16 protein-coding genes are annotated in these 17,144 nt (G+C 69.8%); 9 read left to right on the forward strand and 7 right to left on the reverse strand.

The genetic code is table 11. From position 1 onward, the window contains the following. Nucleotides 1-130 precede the first annotated feature (130 nt). From ABZ693_RS04800 to ABZ693_RS04820, 5 genes are all read left to right on the forward strand, one after another. Nucleotides 131-1,750 (forward strand): M4 family metallopeptidase, encoded by a 1,620-nt coding sequence (locus ABZ693_RS04800; protein WP_359873387.1) that lies wholly within the window; start codon nt 131-133, stop codon nt 1,748-1,750. A gap of 153 nt (nt 1,751-1,903) precedes the next feature. After that, nucleotides 1,904-2,794: an endonuclease/exonuclease/phosphatase family protein gene (locus ABZ693_RS04805; protein WP_359873389.1), complete on the forward strand. Its 891-nt coding sequence runs from the start codon at nt 1,904-1,906 to the stop codon at nt 2,792-2,794. A 236-nt stretch (nt 2,795-3,030) separates the two neighbouring features. After that, nucleotides 3,031-4,011 carry an ArsR/SmtB family transcription factor gene (locus ABZ693_RS04810; protein ID WP_359873391.1) on the forward strand — a complete coding sequence of 327 codons (981 nt, stop codon included), beginning with the start codon at nt 3,031-3,033 and terminating at the stop codon, nt 4,009-4,011. Between the two features lie 123 nt (nt 4,012-4,134). Then, nucleotides 4,135-4,521, forward strand: a complete 387-nt coding sequence (locus ABZ693_RS04815; protein WP_359873393.1) for a hypothetical protein — start codon at nt 4,135-4,137, stop codon at nt 4,519-4,521. Between the two features lie 38 nt (nt 4,522-4,559). Beyond that, entirely contained in the window at nt 4,560-4,943 is a 384-nt protein-coding gene (locus tag ABZ693_RS04820; protein WP_359873395.1) for a hypothetical protein, read from the forward strand. Nucleotides 4,944-5,613: 670 nt separating this feature from the next. Here the strand turns inward: ABZ693_RS04820 and ABZ693_RS04830 are convergent. Continuing rightward, nucleotides 5,614-6,165 (reverse strand): EF-hand domain-containing protein, encoded by a 552-nt coding sequence (locus tag ABZ693_RS04830; protein ID WP_359873397.1) that lies wholly within the window; start codon nt 6,163-6,165, stop codon nt 5,614-5,616. A gap of 134 nt (nt 6,166-6,299) precedes the next feature. Further along, complete coding sequence (locus ABZ693_RS04835; protein WP_359873399.1) at nt 6,300-8,612, reverse strand: molybdopterin-dependent oxidoreductase; 2,313 nt, start codon at nt 8,610-8,612, stop codon at nt 6,300-6,302. Between the two features lie 126 nt (nt 8,613-8,738). On the opposite strand from ABZ693_RS04835, the gene ABZ693_RS04840 reads away from it, so the two are divergent. The 3 genes from ABZ693_RS04840 to ABZ693_RS04850 all read left to right on the forward strand — a co-directional run bounded on the left by ABZ693_RS04840 (nt 8,739) and on the right by ABZ693_RS04850 (nt 10,543). Then, entirely contained in the window at nt 8,739-8,960 is a 222-nt protein-coding gene (locus tag ABZ693_RS04840) for a DUF6302 family protein (RefSeq protein WP_359873401.1), read from the forward strand. Further along, nucleotides 8,915-9,175, forward strand: a complete 261-nt coding sequence (locus ABZ693_RS04845) for a hypothetical protein (protein WP_359873403.1) — start codon at nt 8,915-8,917, stop codon at nt 9,173-9,175. Before ABZ693_RS04840 ends, ABZ693_RS04845 begins: the two co-directional genes overlap by 46 nt. 588 nt (nt 9,176-9,763) lie before the next feature. Beyond that, nucleotides 9,764-10,543 carry a transposase gene (locus tag ABZ693_RS04850; RefSeq protein WP_435842342.1) on the forward strand — a complete coding sequence of 260 codons (780 nt, stop codon included), beginning with the start codon at nt 9,764-9,766 and terminating at the stop codon, nt 10,541-10,543. Nucleotides 10,544-10,745: 202 nt separating this feature from the next. Here ABZ693_RS04850 and ABZ693_RS04855 read toward each other — a convergent pair whose 3' ends face one another. Next, a complete protein-coding gene (locus tag ABZ693_RS04855; protein WP_359873405.1) occupies nt 10,746-11,660 on the reverse strand; it encodes a pirin family protein in 915 nt (304 codons plus the stop codon). Nucleotides 11,661-11,779: 119 nt separating this feature from the next. On the opposite strand from ABZ693_RS04855, the gene ABZ693_RS04860 reads away from it, so the two are divergent. Next, nucleotides 11,780-12,265: a carboxymuconolactone decarboxylase family protein gene (locus tag ABZ693_RS04860; protein ID WP_359873591.1), complete on the forward strand. Its 486-nt coding sequence runs from the start codon at nt 11,780-11,782 to the stop codon at nt 12,263-12,265. A gap of 33 nt (nt 12,266-12,298) precedes the next feature. Here the strand turns inward: ABZ693_RS04860 and ABZ693_RS04865 are convergent, their stop codons facing one another. The 4 genes from ABZ693_RS04865 to ABZ693_RS04880 form a co-directional block, all read right to left on the reverse strand. Continuing rightward, entirely contained in the window at nt 12,299-13,033 is a 735-nt protein-coding gene (locus ABZ693_RS04865) for a YoaK family protein (RefSeq protein ID WP_359873407.1), read from the reverse strand. A gap of 76 nt (nt 13,034-13,109) precedes the next feature. Then, complete coding sequence (locus tag ABZ693_RS04870; RefSeq protein ID WP_435842343.1) at nt 13,110-14,438, reverse strand: radical SAM protein; 1,329 nt, start codon at nt 14,436-14,438, stop codon at nt 13,110-13,112. A gap of 280 nt (nt 14,439-14,718) precedes the next feature. Further along, a complete protein-coding gene (locus tag ABZ693_RS04875) occupies nt 14,719-15,633 on the reverse strand; it encodes a phosphatase domain-containing protein (protein WP_359873409.1) in 915 nt (304 codons plus the stop codon). Nucleotides 15,634-15,635: 2 nt separating this feature from the next. Further along, nucleotides 15,636-16,862: an RNA ligase gene (locus ABZ693_RS04880; RefSeq protein WP_359873411.1), complete on the reverse strand. Its 1,227-nt coding sequence runs from the start codon at nt 16,860-16,862 to the stop codon at nt 15,636-15,638. Nucleotides 16,863-17,144: the final 282 nt, after the last annotated feature.

The following is a 17,144-nucleotide window of genomic DNA, read 5'->3' on the forward strand; positions in this document are numbered from 1 at the left end:
CGTCTCTCGGGCCGCCGGAGCAATGTCTTGTTGTAGACCTGCCCATCACGACGGTGCGCTGGCACGCTCTCAGCCACGACAACGCCCAGGGCCGCCCCCCGCGCCCCCGCTTCCCAGCGAAGGAGCCCGCGTGACCCGCCTGCAGCCCGCGCACCGTCGTACCACCGCCCGCGCCGCCGCCCTCATCGCCTCGGCCGCCGTGGTCGCGGTCGGCGTCCAAACCGGAACCGCCGACGCCGACACGCCGCGCGAAGCCGGCGCGACCGCGGTCGCGCTCAGCGCCCCACAGCGCGCCGCCGCCCTCCAGGAGGGCCAGACCAAGGCGGCCGACACCGCTCGGGCGATCACACTCGGCGACCGGGAAGCCCTGATCGCCCGCGATGTCGTCAAGGACGCGGACGGCACTGTCCACACCCGGTACGAGCGTACGTACGCCGGTCTCCCGGTCCTCGGCGGCGACCTCGTCGTACACGAGAAAAGGGACGGCGCGCGCTCCACCACCAAGGCGACCGACGCCCGTATATCCGTCGCGAGCACCACTCCGGCCGTCGCCGCCACCACCGCGGGCCAGGCCGCCGCCACGTCCTCCCGCGCGAAGGACGCCAAGGCCGACACCACCCGCAAGGTGATCTGGGCCGCCACCGGCAAGCCCGTCCTCGCCTGGGAGACCGTCGTCACCGGCACCCAGACCGACGGCACCCCGAGCCGCCGCCACGTCATCACCGACGCAGACAGCGGCAAGGAACTCTTCTCCTACGAGAGCATCCGGACCGGCATCGGCAACTCCTTGTACAGCGGCCAGATCAGCCTCGGCACCTCCGGCTCGAACGGCACGTACACCCTCACCGACGCCGCGCGCGGCGGGTCCAAGACCTACGACCTCAACGGCGGCACGTCCGGCACCGGCACGCTCTTCACCAACAGCACAGATGTGTGGGGCAACGGCCTCGTCACCCACCGCGAGAGCGCCGCCGCCGACGCCCACTACGCCGAGGCGACCACGTGGGACTTCTACAAGAACGAGCTCGGCCGCAATGGCGTCCGCGGCGACGGCAAAGCCGCCAACTCCCGTGTCCACTACGGCATCAACTACGCCAACGCCTTCTTCGACGGCTCGTGTTACTGCATGACGTACGGCGACGGCTACGACAACGCCCACCCGCTCACCGCCACCGACATCGCCGCCCACGAGATGTCCCACGGCGTCACCGCCGCCACCGCGGGCCTGATCTACAGCGGTGAGTCCGGCGGCCTCAACGAGGCGACCTCGGACATCCTCGGCACCTCGGCCGAGTTCCACGCCGGCAACGCCACCGATGTCGGCGACTACCTCATCGGCGAGAACATCGACGCCAACGGCACGGGAAATCCGCTGCGTTACATGGACAAGCCGAGCAAGGACGGCGTGTCCAAGGACTTCTGGTACTCCGGCATCGGCAACGTCGACGTCCACTACTCGTCGGGCCCGGCCAACCACTTCTTCTACCTGCTCGCCGAGGGCAGCGGCCCCAAGGTCGTCAACGGTGTGCCCTACGACTCGCCCACCGCGAACAACGTGACCGTGTCCGGCATCGGCCGGGTCAAGGCCTACAAGATCTGGTACAGGGCGCTCGCCACGAAGTTCACCTCCTCCACCAACTACGCGGCCGCCCGCACGGGCACCCTCGCCGCGGCCGCCGATCTGTACGGCCCGGACAGCCCCGAATACGCCGCGGTCGCGAACGCCTGGAGAGGCGTCAACGTCGGCTGACAGAAGGCGAGAAGAGCGCACGACGCGCTCCACCACCTGGTGCGATCGGGCTCTCCTCCCCCGATCGCACCGGGTCCACCGGCTCCGCGCAACCTCGTATCACCGCCGCCCGAACTCTGTGTCGCCCGCACTGCATCGGGATAATGATCAGCCGTGAAGAGACTCAGAATACTTGCGAGTTGGCTGGGCACTCTGCTCCTGCTCGGTGGCACCGCGCCTGTCGCACAGGCGGAGGAACCGAAGAATCTCCAGGTGATGACCTGGAACATGTGCGGCAGCCAGCGGGACACCTGGAACTGTGCGGGCACCGGCACCCCGGACCAGAAGACGGACGTGGTCAAGTATCACGTCGACACCAACTACGTACAGGCGGCGCTGCTGCAGGAGATCTGCGAGGACGATCTCACCCTCCTGATGGGGAAGCTGGGTTCCACCTGGAACAAGAGCTTCTTCCCGTACAAGTGGTCGCAGAACGGCGTCACATGGAACAGCCGCTGCGGTAACGACGGCCCGGCGGACCGGGCCGACCGGATCGGCACCGCCATCGTCGTCAAGGGCCCGATGGCGGACGCCCGGCAGTACCCGATCACCGTCCCCTGGACCGGCCCGAACCAGCCCTTCCAGTGCGCCACCGCCGTGTGGTGGGACACCACCGTCTGCAATGCCCACCTCACCCTCAAGGGCTCCAACCCCGACCACCCCGACTGGGACTACCGGGACGACCAACTGGCCGAGATCCAGGCCATCGTCGCCGGCTTCCCCCACATGGTGATCGGCGGCGACTTCAACGCCCAGCCCCCGGACTCGGCCGGCGGCAAGCCCAGCGCCTGGATCTGGCCCGACGGCTTCTACTCCACCGGCCCGGACACCCCCGGCTACCTCGAATGCGACCAGACGGGCGCCGAGCGGACCGGCCGGCCCACGCATGACGGCGGCTGGAAGCTCGACTACCTCTTCAGCGGCGAGACCCGCCGCTGGTGCGCCCTGGGCGCTTCGGCGTACTCCGACCACCACGTCATGATCGAGAGCGTCGCGGTGAGCTGATTCCGGCGGCTTCCGACCGGACGGCTGCCGAGTTCCGGCACACGCACTTCGGGGTGAAGGAACGCGGGCGCGCGGCACGCCGAGCGAGCCATTCTCGTCGACCTGGCCGATATCACAGCGCTGCCGCTCGGCCATGGCCGGTGCCGCGGGCCCACGCTGGCCGAGATTGCCCTTGCCCGAAAAGTTGCGCGTGGCAAGGATCTCCGTGGGGCACCGATGGCCGACGGGGGGAAGCCATGCTGCGCATCCATTTCACCAGCGACGACCTGGCAACCGTGCGTATCGCCCGCAGCCCGGACCCGTTGTGGGAGATCGTGTGCAGTCTGTTCCGGCTGCAGGCACGCGAGGGCGCCCTCGCCTTCGACCCATGGCGGCGTACGGTCGGCGAGCTGGTCCGCCGGAGCGCGACGGCCCGGGGGGCGGCGTCGGCGTTGCACAGCCTCGTGCCACGCGCCGCCTACTTTCCGGACTTCCTCACCCCGCCCGTCGAAGGTGGTCCCACCGACCTCCAGACGGGCATCGACCGGGTGCTCGCGACACCTCGACGGCGTCTGCGCCAGGAGCTGGCCCTGCTGTCGGAGGGCGGCGGGCAACCTTGGGCGGGTGCGGAGCTCGCACGGGGGGACGTGCCCACGCTGACCGCGCTGGGCACGAACCTCCGTACCTACTACGCGGAGTTCATCGCGCCGTTGTGGGGCCGCATCAGCGCGGCCACGGCCGCGGACCTGGCCCTGCGCACCCGCGCGGTCGTGGACGGCGGCACCCAGGCGCTGTTGAACAGCCTGCGGCCGACGATGACATGGGAGTCACCCGTCCTGACCGCCGATTATCCGGTCGAACGCGATCTCCACCTGCAAGGCCGAGGTCTACTGCTGGTCCCGTCGTACTTCTGCTGGCGGCGCCCCATCACCCTGGCCGACGACGACTTGCAGCCGGTGCTCATCTATCCGGTCGACAGAACCCGGGCGTCGGACGCTTCGCTGCCCTCGCTGCCCCGCCTGCTCGGCTCCACCCGGGCGGCACTCCTGCACGAAGCCGCCTCGCTCGCCTGCGCCACCACGTCCGAACTCGCCGACGCGACGGGGGTGTCCCTGCCGAGCGTCAGCCAGCAGCTGGCCGTGTTGCGCGAGAGCGGGCTCGTCACCTCCCGGCGGGACGGCAAACGCGTCATCCACGCCACGACTCCTCTGGGGTGCCGCCTCCTTGGCCGGCCCTGAGTTCAAGTCCGGGAAGTGGCCGACGTTTTGGCCGGAGCCAAAAGCAGGAGCGCTCCGCCCTCGGACCATCGCATCGTTGCCGCGGAAGCACGACGAAACCGCAGCAGACCAGAAGGAACCCACATGAAGCAGTTCAAGCGTTCCGCAGTCGCGGTCCTCAGCGCCGCCCTCCTCGGCGCCGCCGGACTGGCGGCCACCGCCACACCGGCCAACGCCGCCCAGGACACGGCCGGGTCGGCCTCGACGGCCCAGACCGTCACCCTGCGCTTCGACTACACCTCGTGGTCCCACTGGACCAAGGACGCATCCGACGCATCTCACGCGGGCACCCTGAACGCGGGGTGGAACTACGTCTACTGCTACTCGATGGGCGGGACGGTCACGGACGTGGGCAGGACCAGCGCCACCTGGTTCCTGACCGACGACGACAGCGGCAACAAGAACGTCTGGGTGAGCAAGGTCTTCCTCGCCCGAGACCAAGTGAACATTGACGTACCCAAGTGCCAGTGACGCACCACAGCGACGGCGCCCCACCGGGAGGAACTCACATGAGGCAGCTCAAGCGTTCCGTGGTCGCGGTACTCAGCACCGCCGCCCTCGGCGCGGCCGGCCTGGCGGCCACCGCCGTACCGGCCAACGCCGCCCAGAACCCGGCCGGGTCGACCTCGGCCACCCAGGCGCTCACCGAGCTGAACTTCCAGTACGCCTCACGGTCCTACCAGTCCCCGAACCCGCAGAGTCCCAGCATGGGCATGGTGTACCCGGGTCGGCGCTACGTCTACTGCTACACGATGGGCCCAAGTGTCACGTACATGGGTAAAACCAGCTCTACCTGGTTCCTGATCGATGACGACAGCGGCAACAAACACGTCTGGGTGAACAAGGTCTACCTCGACCCCGACTCCTGGAACGTACCCGTGCCCAAGTGCTAGTCCCGACACACCACAGCACCGACACCCCCTCCGGACCGTTCGTCTCGGACCCGGCCGGGGTGCCGGTGCCGTTTCACCCAGGTCAGCGCGGATTCCGCCGGGCCTTCAGCGGGACCGTCGGGAGTTCCGGGGCCGGGAGGCGGTCGCCGGGGTAGCCGTGGACCTCGCCGAAGCGGTCGCCCGTCATCCAGTCCTCGCGGGCCTGGCGGATCTCGGCGTCCGAGCGGGCGATGAAGTTCCACCAGATAGCACAGCTTTGCCGTTTTAACCCAGGTCAGGGGCGGGGTAGAGGTGGTGCACGAGCAGTGAGTCGAGGTGCCGCAGGGAGGTCCAGCAGAATCGACTTGAGTTTGTCGAAGGCGTTGGACTGGGTGGCCAGGCAGAACACTTTGTCGCCAGCGAGGCGTATATCGCGGAGCTGAGAGGGAGAGGGGGCTCCGTCCGGGTCGATGGCGCCGGCGGCTGGCGACCGCGACCGTGCGCGCGACCAGTTGTTCGGGCCGGGCTGCAGCAGTTGCTCATCCCGAATGCGGACACGACCGCGGTGCCACCAAGTCCGTGGACCGCGTCTGTGCGCCCTCGCGCAGGACATCGCACCCGCGCATCGCCTCCCGCGTGCTCACATCGGCAGCGGTGTGGGCGCGCGGGGCCCGGTCCGCATCCGGGGCCGTCAGACGGCGATCCTGCCGAACAGGTGGTTGGCGGGAGCGTCCGGGTCATCGCCGTAGAAGAACTCGGAAATTGCTTGGTGAAATTCGGAGCGGTCCAGCACACCGGAGCCGTCCTGGTCCAGAGCGGCGAAGACCGCGGCGCAGTCCTCGCCGGGGACGCCGGCGATCGAGTCGAACATCTGCTGGAACTCCGCTTGATCGATCTCGCCGTTTCCGTTGAGATCGACGAGGTCGAAGAAGCAGTTGGTCACCGGCTCGATCTGTTTCGGGTACAGGGTGGGATCGGTCAGGGCCCGTGCGAATCCCTCGGTCATCTCCCGCAGATCGACCTTGCCGTCACCGTCCTGATCCATCGGGGCGATCACGTTCGTCCAGAACTCGTCCATCCTCTCGGTGAGCAGGCGGGCGGTCGTGGAGTCCGGCGCGGTGCCGCGGGCGGCGATGTAACGCTCACTCATCATGCGGATGTCCCGCTGGGTGATGAACCCGTCGCCATCGACATCGGCTCCCCTGAACCACTGGCCGTACTTGAGGTTTTGAAGTGCAGTCACAACCCCGCACGGTATTCATGCCATTACGTGGACGCAAACGGCGAGCGGCAACCTCCCGATGGCCAGGGCCAGCCTGCTATGCGCTTGACGACGGCATACGTGGAAGATTGCTGAGGGGACAGGAATTCTTCGTATTAATGTTCGAGGTTTGGTGGCGTAAAGGCGAGCACCTCAGGAAGGGGATCGTCGTACAACTCGACGTCGACCAGCGCACTGAGAGCACTCGGTCCCTGGGACAAGCGCGAGCACGGCCGATCCGCCGTGAGTGCGTTCGGATTGCCGTGGCGGTCCAATGTTCCGCTCAGGCCCGGCTGGACTGGATCCCACCACGCTCCCGTGGACAGTTGTACGACGCCTGGCATGACGTCGTCCGACAGGACTGCGCCCGCGAGACAACTGCCCCGGTCGTTGTAGACGCGTACGACCATGCCGTTCTCGATGCCGCGCGACGCGGCGTCCTGCGGGTTGATCGTCACGGGCTCACGGCCACGGAGCTTCGAGCTGAGGCTGCGGCCACCGTTGTCGTATTGACTGTGCAGGCGTGAGGCCGGCTGATTCGAGATCAGATGCAGTGGGAATCGGTCCGCCAGATCGGCACGAAGCCACTCCACCGGTTCCAACCACGTCGGATGTCCGGCGCAGTCGTCGTAGCCGAAGGAGTCGATCTCCTCGGAGAAGATCTCGATCCGGCCCGATGGTGTCGGCAGGGGGAAACGCTGCGGATCCGAGCGGAGCGCCTCGAAGCTGCCGGGAAACGGTCCGCTCGACGTCGGCAGCTCAGCGGTGGAACTTCGCCAGAAGTCGTCGAAGCTCGGCAAGACGGCATCGTCGCCGAGTTCGGCCTTGGTCCGCTCGTACAGATGCCGGACCCATTCGATCTCGGAGCGCGACTCCGTGAACTCCTGCTCGTATCCGAGCCGGGAGGCCAAGGCGGCGAAGATCTGGTGGTCGGTGCGTGACTCGCCCGCCGGCTCGCGGACCTTCGGCATCGCGACGAGGTGGGGGTCCGAGAGTCCGGCGGCGAAGTCGTCGCGCTCCAAGCTGGTGGCGACGGGAAGGACGATGTCCGCGAACTTGGCCGTGGTGTTCCACCAGGCTTCGTGAACCACCACCGTGTCAGGGGTCTGCCAGGCCCTGGTCAGCCGATGCAGGTCTTGGTGGTGGTGGAACGGGTTCCCTCCGCACCAGTAGACCAGGCGAAGCTCAGGCAACGTGAGGCGCCGGCCGTCGTAGTCGATGGTCCGACCCGGATGCAGCAGGGTGTCGGCGATCCTTGCCACAGGGATGAAGTCCGGAACGGGGTTGGAAACCCCGGGAATCGACGCCACGAAGGGGCGGCCTCGGGCAACGCCGGTCGCGTCCATCGTCGCGTAGCCCGCGCCCCAGCCGCAGCCGGACCGCCCCATCGAGCCCGCCATGGCGGCCAGCACGACAGACATCCAGATCGGCTGTTCACCGTGGTCTGCCCGTTGCACCGCGTAGTTGACCATGATGAGAGAACGTCGCGTGGTGAGACGGCGAGCCAGGTCGGTGATCGCGTCGCGACTGATGCCCGTGATCCTCGCTGCCCAGGCAGCGTCCTTGGGGACACCGTCGAGCTCGCCGGCCAAATAGGAGGCGAAGCGGTCGAACCCGACGCAGCACCGGCGCAGGAAGTCCTCATCGTGCCACCCGTTGACCAGCATCGTGTGTGCGATGCCGAGCATCGCGGCGGTGTCGGTGTTGGGGGTGACGGGCAGCCACTCGGCGTCGAGGAAGCCGGCGACATCGCTGCGGATGGGGCTGATGTTCACGAACCGCACTCCGGCCTCACGGCACCGGCGCTGCAGGTTCTGCGTCTGGTGCCTGGCCAGCCCGCCGGGGTTGATTTGGCTGTTCTTCAGGGCCAGCCCTCCGAACGCCACCACAAGCTCACAGCCCTCGGCGATCTCGTCCCACATCGGCATCCGGGACAGGTAGCTCCAGGGTTGCCCACCGATCACATGCGGGAGGATGACCTCCAAAGCCGCCGTGCTGTACGTGTTGCGCGAGTCGGTGTACCCCCCGCCCAACGCCAGGAACCGGTGGAGTTGACCCTGCGCATTGTGGAACCCGCCCGCACTCGCCCAGCCGTAGGATCCTCCGAACACCGCGCTGTCTCCGTACTGTGAACGCACTCGATGGAGTTCATCGCTCACCAGCGTGATCGCGTCGTCCCAGCTCACCTCCACGAAGGCGTCCGCGCCTCTGGTCGTGTCGTGGGCGCGCGGCAGGCCGTTCAGCCAGCCCCTGCGCACCGCGGGGCGCAACACGCGAGCGCTGTCGTCGGCGGCTGCCACCATTCCGGGGCCGATAGCCGACGGCGCGGGGTCATCGCCCCTCGGCTCGATTCGCACCAACCGACCAGAATCGACCACCGCGACGAAGCTGCCCCAGTGCGTCGCAACCGACATGCGGCGTTCCACCATGCGTCAACTCCGTCCCCGAAGCTTCCCCTGCTCTTGGACAGCGGCTGCTTACGCCCCAGGGCTCCCCTTCAGTCGACGGTCCGCGGGACAGAGACTTCCCCTGCGGCCTGTTGCCCAACCCCGTCGGTGCACGCGGCCCCCAATGGCCGCACGGAAGCCCCAGCCACGTCGGCTCAGGGCGGGTACCTGTCGATAACGGAGCTCGCCACTAGGTGGGCCCTGCGGTCGCCGCTCCGCGGTCGACCCTTCCCCGGCGTCCGGCTCCGCTGGTCTCCCTGCCTGGACAACTGCCACGGGGTGGCGTGGGGAGTGCGACCTCCCGATGGCTGTCCGGCTTCTGCCGCCTGACCGCCCAGCAGAACCCGCGCGAAGCCGCGACCGCCATCGCGAAGGACCACGACGCACCCGCGATCGTCCACGACGCCTCCCTCGCCTACCTGATCCATGTCCAGACCAAGAACGGCGGGCGCCCGCGGGACAGGCGGTGGGAGTGGGTGATCCACGCCTTCGGCGAACAGGGCCCCGAACTCGCCGAGCGGTTGGCAGCCACGGTGCGGGCCTGAGACCGCCATGTGCGCGCCGACGACCGGTGCACCGCTCACGCCTCCAGCGTGCCCCAGGCCGGGATCGGGGTTGAGGCAGCGACGCAGAGTGACGGGAAGGCTCAGCCGAAAGGCACCCCGGATTACGTCCGGAGCGGCCTCCCTCGGGTCCCGAATCAGCACCTCGCTTACCCGTGCTGGTTCGGTGCTGGTTCTCGCCCTCCGAGATCCGGGAAAGCACAGGTCCTAGCCCTGATCGAATGAGTTGTCGTACCACTCGATCGTGGTGCCGATCAGGCTCGCGGCGCGCGCTTGAGCCGACCAGGAAGCGTGGGGCATGTATTGCGAAGGCCAGGACCACAATGTCCAGTCGGCATCGCGGGCCGCGCCGAAGTCGCAGCCGTGAGGAAGCTAGAACGGCATCTCGTGGATTCCGGCCCCCGCTTCCCGGATCGCTGACCGGTCCGGCGTCACGGCCCGGGATGCAACACCCACGTCCGGCCTTGATGTCTGAGGCTCCCCGTGCAGTTCGGTGAGGCCAAGGGCGACGAGCTGAAGCGGTGAACTCTTCCTGTCCTGCTCGCCGGATGTGGATGTTGTCCGCCGCGCGTGTTCACCGCGCTGCTCGCGCAGGTCGACGCCGAGAGCGACCTGGTCTGGGCCGTCGCGGTCGACTCGACGATCGTACGCGCGCAGCAGCACGCCGCCGGGCCCGGCAAAAGGGGCCCGACCGGCGAGCCGCAGCATCATGCCCTCGGGCGGTCCCGAAGCGGGCTGACCACGAAGATCCACCTCGCCGTGGACGGCCGCTGCCGCCCGCTCACCTTCGTGCTCACGCCCGGCCAGGCCGGCGACGCGCCCGCCTCCACCGAAGTGATGGCCCGGATCCACCCCGGCCAGCCGCGGCAGACCGCGCACGAGGCCGGATGCGGTTCTCGTGACAAGGCGTACTCGTCGCGCGCGATCCGTGCCTATCTGTGGCGGCACGGGACCCGGACGGTGATCCCGCAGCCCGCCGACCAGGACACCGGCCTCATCCGTCGCCCCCTTTGCACTCTATGCGACCACGCCGAGGGAATCGCCCCAGGTGTCACCACGGTGGTTCAGATACCGGACGATGCCGCCAACACCGATCCTCGGATTACGCCTCCAGTACGGAAAAGCGATGCGTCGCCGTCTTCAGCGAAACACTCGTCGAAGCGGAAGGCACGGCAGCCCAAGGAGGACGACCGACCGGTCATACTTTCGCCAGCCCTGGGCGCCGGACAGGCTGTCGTCGGCAAGAGTCGCCTCATACCGCCCGCCGCTCACGGGCTAGCCGATACACGCCCCCTCACCGAGACGATCCGCGGCTTCATACGCCGCCCAGCGGCCGAACCCCCAGGCTGACGGCCCGTCAAAAAAGTCAGCACAAGGTCAGCATCGATCCGACTAAACCTTGTCACACGCTCCCGAACACGGGGCTCGGCAGACCCCACTGCCGAGCCCAGCCGACTTCCACTTGCCGAGCACGCAACAGACAGCGGATCGATGTTCCAGGCTTGACGGCCGCCAGCCGGGGCGCCGCCACCCAGTCACACGTTTCCGCAGGTCAACGCACCCGATGACGCGGCTTCAGAGGCGTGGTGGGCAACGCCGGAGCGGGCAGTCGGGCGCCGTCGTAGCCGTGCACCTCCCCGAACCGCGTGCCTTCCTCCCAGTCCTTTCGGGCTTGTACGATCTCATCACCGGATCGGGCGATGAAGTTCCACCAGATGACGAGGTCCTCTTCGAACGGGGTGCCGCCGAGGAGGACCGCGCGGGCGCGGTCGGCGGACTCGTTGACGAGGGTCAGGGTCGTCCGGCCCGTGGCGGCGTAGCCGAGCTGGGCGGGGCGCAGCAGGGCGCCGTCGAAGCGGACGTCGCCCTCGTCGACGAGGAGGCCGTGCTCGAAGGCCGGGTCGACGTCGAAGGTGACGGTGGCGCCGGGATCGAGGAGGAGTTCGGCACCGAGCAGCGGGGTGAAGGTGTTCACCGGGGAGGTCTCGCCGGCGAGCGTGCCGAGGAAGACCCGGAGTTCCGCGCCGTCGACGCGAAACGACCGCGGGGCGTGGTGCTGGAAGTCACGCGGGGCGTGGCGGTGCGCGTCCGGCAGGGCCACCCACAGCTGGACACCGTGCAGGACGGTGGTGTCGGGGGTAGAGACCTCGGAGTGGCTGATGCCGTGGCCGCCGGTCATCAGGTTGAGTTCGCCGGGGCGCACGAAGGCGTGGACGCCGAGGCTGTCGCGGTGCTCGATCTCCCCCGTGAAGAGCCAGCTCGCCGTCTGCAGCCCGATGTGCGGGTGCGGGGCGACGTCCATGCCGCCGGACTCGGCGACCCGGTCGGGGCCGTAATGGTCGGCGAAACACCAGGCTCCGATGGTGGTCCGCGCCCGCTGCGGCAGCGTACGGCGTACGGTCATGGCGCGCGGTCCGCCCAGCGGGACGTCCCGTGCCGTGAGGATCTCGACCTCCGTGTCACGCATGCTTCCGATCCTCTCCCCCAACTTGTAGTTTCATTTTCAACAATCATGGACGATGATGGGGTCCGACGGCAACTCCCGGCGGACGGGCCCAGCAGCGAAGGAAGTACGACGTGAGCGACATGACGGAGACCGCGGTGCAGACGACCGGGCGGATCTACCTCGACAAGCAGAGCCCGGCCGCGTACCGGGAGCTGCTGCGGACCGCCGACGCCGTCCGCGCGACGGCCGCCGAGGCGGGCCTGGACCGGGTGCTCGTCGAGCTGGTCAACCTTCGCGTCTCGCAGCTCAACGGCTGCGCCTCCTGCCTCGACGTGCACACCCGGGCCGCACTGCGGGCCGGAGAGACGAACCGGCGGCTCGGGGTGCTCGCCGCCTGGCGGGACACCCAGCTCTTCACCCCGCGCGAGCGCGCGGCCCTCGCCCTGGCCGAGGCCACCACCCATCCCTCCGACGCGCTCGCGCAGGAACGCGCGTACGCCGACGCCCGCGCCGTGCTCGACGACGACCAGCTCTCCGCCGTGCTCTGGGCGGCCATCACCATCAACGCCTTCAACCGGGTCTCGATCCTCAGCAAGCACCCCGTACGGGACACCCCGGCCCGCTGATCCGGTCCCTCGGCCGCCCGCCTTCGAGGAATTCTATGGCGCGGCCCAGGGCGCGGCCGGGTCGGACGCCGACAGCCGCCACAGGCCCACCGCGGCCAGGACGAGCAGAGCCAGGGTCACCCCCAGCGCGAGCGGGATCCCGGTCCGCAGCAGCGCGGCGCCGCCGAGCGCGCCGAGGAACATCGCCAGGACGGAGAGGATCCGCCGGCCCGGCCGCGGGGCCGCCCCGCCCGCCGGGCCCGCGTCCGCGGCGAGACCGGTCAGGGTCATGGTCAGCACCGTGGTGGTCAGGTCCGGCACCGCGAGCCGCCGGACCACCGCGTTCTGCAGTCCCATGGCGAGGCCGAGCAGCACGATCAGGGGGTACTGGACGGCGGCGCCCACCCGGTCGTGCCCCGCGAGCCCGACCCCGAGCGCGCCCGCGACCAGCAGCGCCTGGACGGCCGTCGTGGCCGCGAGCAGCCGGCCCCGGTGCGCCGTACGGCCGGCACCGAAGCGCCCGCCGACCGCCGCGCCGGTCAGGAACGCGGCGAGCGCGGTGACGGAGGCGGGCGCGGACAGACCCTGGGCACCCGCCAGCGCGAAGCCGAGGAAGACCACGTTGCCGGTCATGTTGGCGACGAAGACGTGCCCGAGCGCCAGATAGCTCACCGCGTCCACCAGGCCGGTGACCACGGTGAGCCCGAGCATCAGGGGCGGCAGCGGCCCGTGCCGGTCCCCTTTCGGCGGGACCAGCGTGCGGATCGCGTCGGCCAGCAGCTCGCGCATCCTCGGATGCTCCTTCCGCGCCGGGACGGGGACCGGTGACTCACCCGGCCCCGCGCCCGGCACGGCCGGCCGCCGGTCAGGACTCCGCGGGGAGGCTGTCCATGAAGGAGCTCACCGAGAAGACCGCGCGGCCGGGGCCCGCCGGACCGTAGCCGGGAGGCGAGCTGAGACCGTTGGACTCCATGGTCGCGCGGTACGCCTCGAGAAGCCGGATGTGGTACTCCAGCGGCGCGCCCCCGGGGTTGGCCTTGCCCAGCGGAGTGGTGGGCTCCGGGCACCAGGTGGTGAAGCGGGGCGTGATGCCGCGCGACATGAAGTACTCGAGTCCCTCGGTGGTGGACGCGATGGCCTCGTCGACCGTCTTGAAGCCGAACGGCTCGGCCATCTCCACGCCCGCCACGAAGTTGGGGATGACGTTGCGCGGACCGAAGACCTCGGCGGAGTCGAGAATGCGGCGGTGCCACTCGTCGCGGCCCACGTAGCGCTCCTTGCCCGGGCAGTACAGCTCGAACAGCCGCTTGTCCCACACCTCGTAGTTGGGGTGGTAGATCTGGATGCCGTAGTCCTTGAAGCGCTGGACGTCGGCCTTGGGCAGCGCCTGGGCGACGACCTTGCCGATCCAGCGGCCGGGGAAGCGCTCCTCGATGGCCTGGGCGTACTGGCCGTAGAAGTCGGCCTCGTCCTTGCCGCCGATGTGCGAGGTGACGGCTCCGCCGGTGAGGGTGTACGCGGTGGACGAGCCGGTGGTGTCGTACTTGTCGATGATCTCCAGCGCCTCCAGCACCTCCTCGACCGGCTTCACTCCGGTGTAGGGGCGGCCGGCGGCCTTGTGCTGGCGCCAGTTGTGGTTGATGTCGCAGTACTGGCACTCCTCCTTGGCGCCGAAGTACTGGCAGACCCGGAAGACCGTCAGGTAGACGAGGTAGCCCCACTGGATGGTGGGCGCGACCTCCATCACCGACTTCCCGTTGGAGAGCGTGTGCCGGTAGTACTCGGGCATCGGCGGCAGGCCGACGTCGGAGATCCGGCGGCCGTCGAGGTAGAGCCCGAGCATGCCGTCGTCGCCCGCGGCGACCCGGTACGGGGAGGCCGGGTTGACGCGTACGGAGACGACGGTGCGGCGCAGCTCGTACGGGCCGCCGGTGAGGACGATCTCCTCCGGCGGGCGGCGCAGCGCGGCCTCGCCCAGCTCCGGCAGGGTGCGGTGGTCGAAGGAGAAGATGAAGTACGACTTGGGCTTGACCTCGCCCGACGCCTCGTCGCCGGAGTCGGTGAGCGCCGAGTCGTCGAAGGCGATGCCGCCGCGCAGGAGGTCCTCCTTGATCACCGCCTCCTTAGGGATGTGCGGAAAGCGGTGCATGAGGTCTTCGACCTCGTCGGTGCGGCGGATCATGCGGGGGAACATCTCCTCGATCGTGCGGTTCCGGGCGCGGGCCGTGCGGGGTGGTCCACCGACCTACCCTAGGACGGTCCGGACGGAAGCGGCATCCGGCCCCGGTCGAAGGTCCCTCCCGGTCCCCTCCGCCGCCCGGACGAGGGACGCGCCACCCACCCGGACGAGGGACGCGTCAACCGGCCGGGCGACGCGGACCGACGGGCGAGCGACGCGGACCGACGGACCGTACGGCGCCGGTGGACCGTGCGCCCGAGCATCACCCGGCAAGGCGGTCGGCCCGGCCCGGCCCTCAGAAGTTGCCGTAGTTGACCTGCCAGGTCGGCAGTCCCATCCGGCGCCAGACATCGACCACCCGGTCCCGGTCGTCGAGCGAGACCCGCACCGCGTGACGGTGGCGGACGTGCGCGTCGAACAGCTCGGCCTTCACCAGGTCGTCCGGGCGCCCGTCGCCGGACGCCCGCATCCACAGCTCGTCGTACGGCACCTCGTACCGCGCCAGCCATGCCTCCGTGATCTCCCGGTGGTCCTCACTGCGGCCCGAGAGCAGCACGACGCGGTCCTGGTGGGAGTTCCGGAAGGCACGCAGCGCGTCGCGCACCGGCAGGTTGATCAGGTCGAGGTCGCAGCGGGTGAAGTCGTACGGTCCGCGGTCGCCGCGCAGCGCGAGGGTGCCGTCGATGTCGCACAGGACGGCGGACGGCAGGGCGGGGTCGGCGACGTACGGGGTGACGGCGGGGCGGTCGTTGAGCCAGTCGCCGGTGAGCCGCCAGCCGCCGCGGACGGCCTTGGCGTGCTTGTCGGCGAGGATGCGGATGATCTCCTCGCCGACCGGCCGGTCCCGCTCCGCGTCGCGGCGCAGGCACTCCTCAAGAGGGACGTCGGTGAAGTCGTGCACCACGAAGACGGCGTCGCGGCCGGCGACGGCGGCCTTCAGGCGGCGCGGGATGTGCGGGGTCAGGTGGGTGTTGTCGACGACCACGTCGAAGTCGTCGTCGACGGCCGCCCGGATCGCCGTGTCCTGGATGCCGAGTACGGTCTGCTCGTGGACGTGCGAGCGGCGGCCGTCGCCGGGCAGGTCGAGCATGGTGCGCAGGTCGTCGAGGTTGACGCGGCGCATCCGGCCCTCGGCCTCCCGCTGCAGGGCGCGGGCGGCGGTGGTCTTGCCGGAGGCGGGCAGTCCGGTCATGACATGGACCACGGGCACGATCAGTTCTCCTCGTCGGTGGTGAAGGCGTCGGCGGCCTCGGGGCGGAGCTCGCGCCAGATCGCCAGGTCGGTGCGGCGCCCGTCGAGGCGCAGGAAGAGGGCGGCGCGCAGCCTCCGGTCGGGCAGGGCCGCGGCGGCGCGGGCGAAGGCGGCCCGGTCGCCGGCGAGGTGGGCCACCGCGACGTAGGCCTCGTCGATGGCGTGTTCGCGGGCGGCGGACTCCGTCTCCAGTCCGTCGATCACGGACCGCACCCAGGCGTCGAACTCGTCGGGCACCTGCTCCAGGAGATCGTCCAGCGGGCGGCCGCCCCGGGCACGTATGCCGTCGAGTTCGGCAGGTGCCAGCCCGAGGCCCTGCGCCAGTGTCTTCGCCTCGGTGCCGGCGAAGCGCTGGATGCCGTGGCCGCGCCAGATGTCGCGGGCGGTGACACCGGTGAGGATCCGGTGCAGCCGCACGTACTCGGCGATCTTGGCCTTGGCACGCAGGCCGGAGCCGAAGCGCAGCACGAAGCCCTCGGCGTCGGTGCCGGTGGCGGGCCGGCCGTCGGGCAGGGTGCTCGACTCCGTCAGCTTCAGCAGCTCGTCGAGCGGCAGCGGCGGGTGGACGGTGACGACCGAGCCGACCGGCTGCCAGCCGCGCGCGGCCTCGGCGAGCGGGACCTCCGCGCCGTCGGCGCCGAACGCGGCGAGCAGCACGAGGTCCCGGCGCTCGCCGTAGTCGACGACGATGCGGTTCGCGGGGTGGAGGATCTCGGCGAGGTACGTCACCCCGGGCACGAGCGCGGTGGTGTCGGCGGCGTCGAGGCGGTGCTGCGCCCAGGCGGCCTGGGTGCTGACGAAGGATCCGCGGGTGGCGGCCAGCCAGCGGCCCTCGTAGTGGAAGACCACACCGAGGCTGCCGTCGACCTTCTCGTACACCTCGAATGGCTCGTCAGGCAGCGCGGGCGCGTAGGGGCGGCCGAGGGCGTGTTCGGAGACGTTGAAGAACTTGGGCAGGGGCAGGGCGACGATCCGGCCGGTGCGGTCGTCGGCGACGAGGCCGCGGCATCGGGTGGTGACCCTGTTCCAGACGCCCTCGTACTGGCATGTCCGCGAGTACGTGTAGAGCGACAGCGGCAGCGTCGGATGCGTCTTGCGGATCACGTGTCCGGCCGTGACGGCGGCGGCGAGCTCCTGCGGGGGCAGCAGCGCGTCGAGCGTGAGCGGCGTCGGGTACGCCTGGCTCATGTTCCCTCCCCTGTTCGAGGAGGTCATTGTTCCGTCGAACTGTGGGTCCCACCAGCGAATTCACGAGCGGGCCGGGGAGCCCGGGCGGGACCGGCCGAGGCGCGTGCCCGCGGCGCGGGACGGGATCCGGGCCCGCGCCGGTGGGAGGACACCGCGCCCCGTAGACTCGCCGCCCGAAGCATGTCGCAGAAGCCCGAGGAAGCGAGCCCATGAACTACGCGGACACCACCGCCCCCATCTACGCCGAGCTCATACGCGAGCAGGGGGACGTTCCCGGCGAGG

It is taken from the genome of Streptomyces laurentii, from assembly GCF_040635425.1.
Taxonomy (GTDB): domain Bacteria; phylum Actinomycetota; class Actinomycetes; order Streptomycetales; family Streptomycetaceae; genus Streptomyces; species Streptomyces laurentii.

Coding starts and splice junctions, on each gene's coding strand:
- ABZ693_RS04865 (WP_359873407.1), bottom strand. CDS start 13,033: ATGCGCGAGCTGCTGGCCGACGCGATCCGCACGCTGGTCCCGCCGAAA.
- ABZ693_RS04835 (WP_359873399.1), bottom strand. CDS start 8,612: ATGGTGGAACGCCGCATGTCGGTTGCGACGCACTGGGGCAGCTTCGTC.
- ABZ693_RS04815 (WP_359873393.1), top strand. CDS start 4,135: ATGAAGCAGTTCAAGCGTTCCGCAGTCGCGGTCCTCAGCGCCGCCCTC.
- ABZ693_RS04870 (WP_435842343.1), bottom strand. CDS start 14,438: ATGTTCCCCCGCATGATCCGCCGCACCGACGAGGTCGAAGACCTCATG.
- ABZ693_RS04880 (WP_359873411.1), bottom strand. CDS start 16,862: ATGAGCCAGGCGTACCCGACGCCGCTCACGCTCGACGCGCTGCTGCCC.
- ABZ693_RS04810 (WP_359873391.1), top strand. CDS start 3,031: ATGCTGCGCATCCATTTCACCAGCGACGACCTGGCAACCGTGCGTATC.
- ABZ693_RS04860 (WP_359873591.1), top strand. CDS start 11,780: ATGACGGAGACCGCGGTGCAGACGACCGGGCGGATCTACCTCGACAAG.
- ABZ693_RS04820 (WP_359873395.1), top strand. CDS start 4,560: ATGAGGCAGCTCAAGCGTTCCGTGGTCGCGGTACTCAGCACCGCCGCC.
- ABZ693_RS04855 (WP_359873405.1), bottom strand. CDS start 11,660: ATGCGTGACACGGAGGTCGAGATCCTCACGGCACGGGACGTCCCGCTG.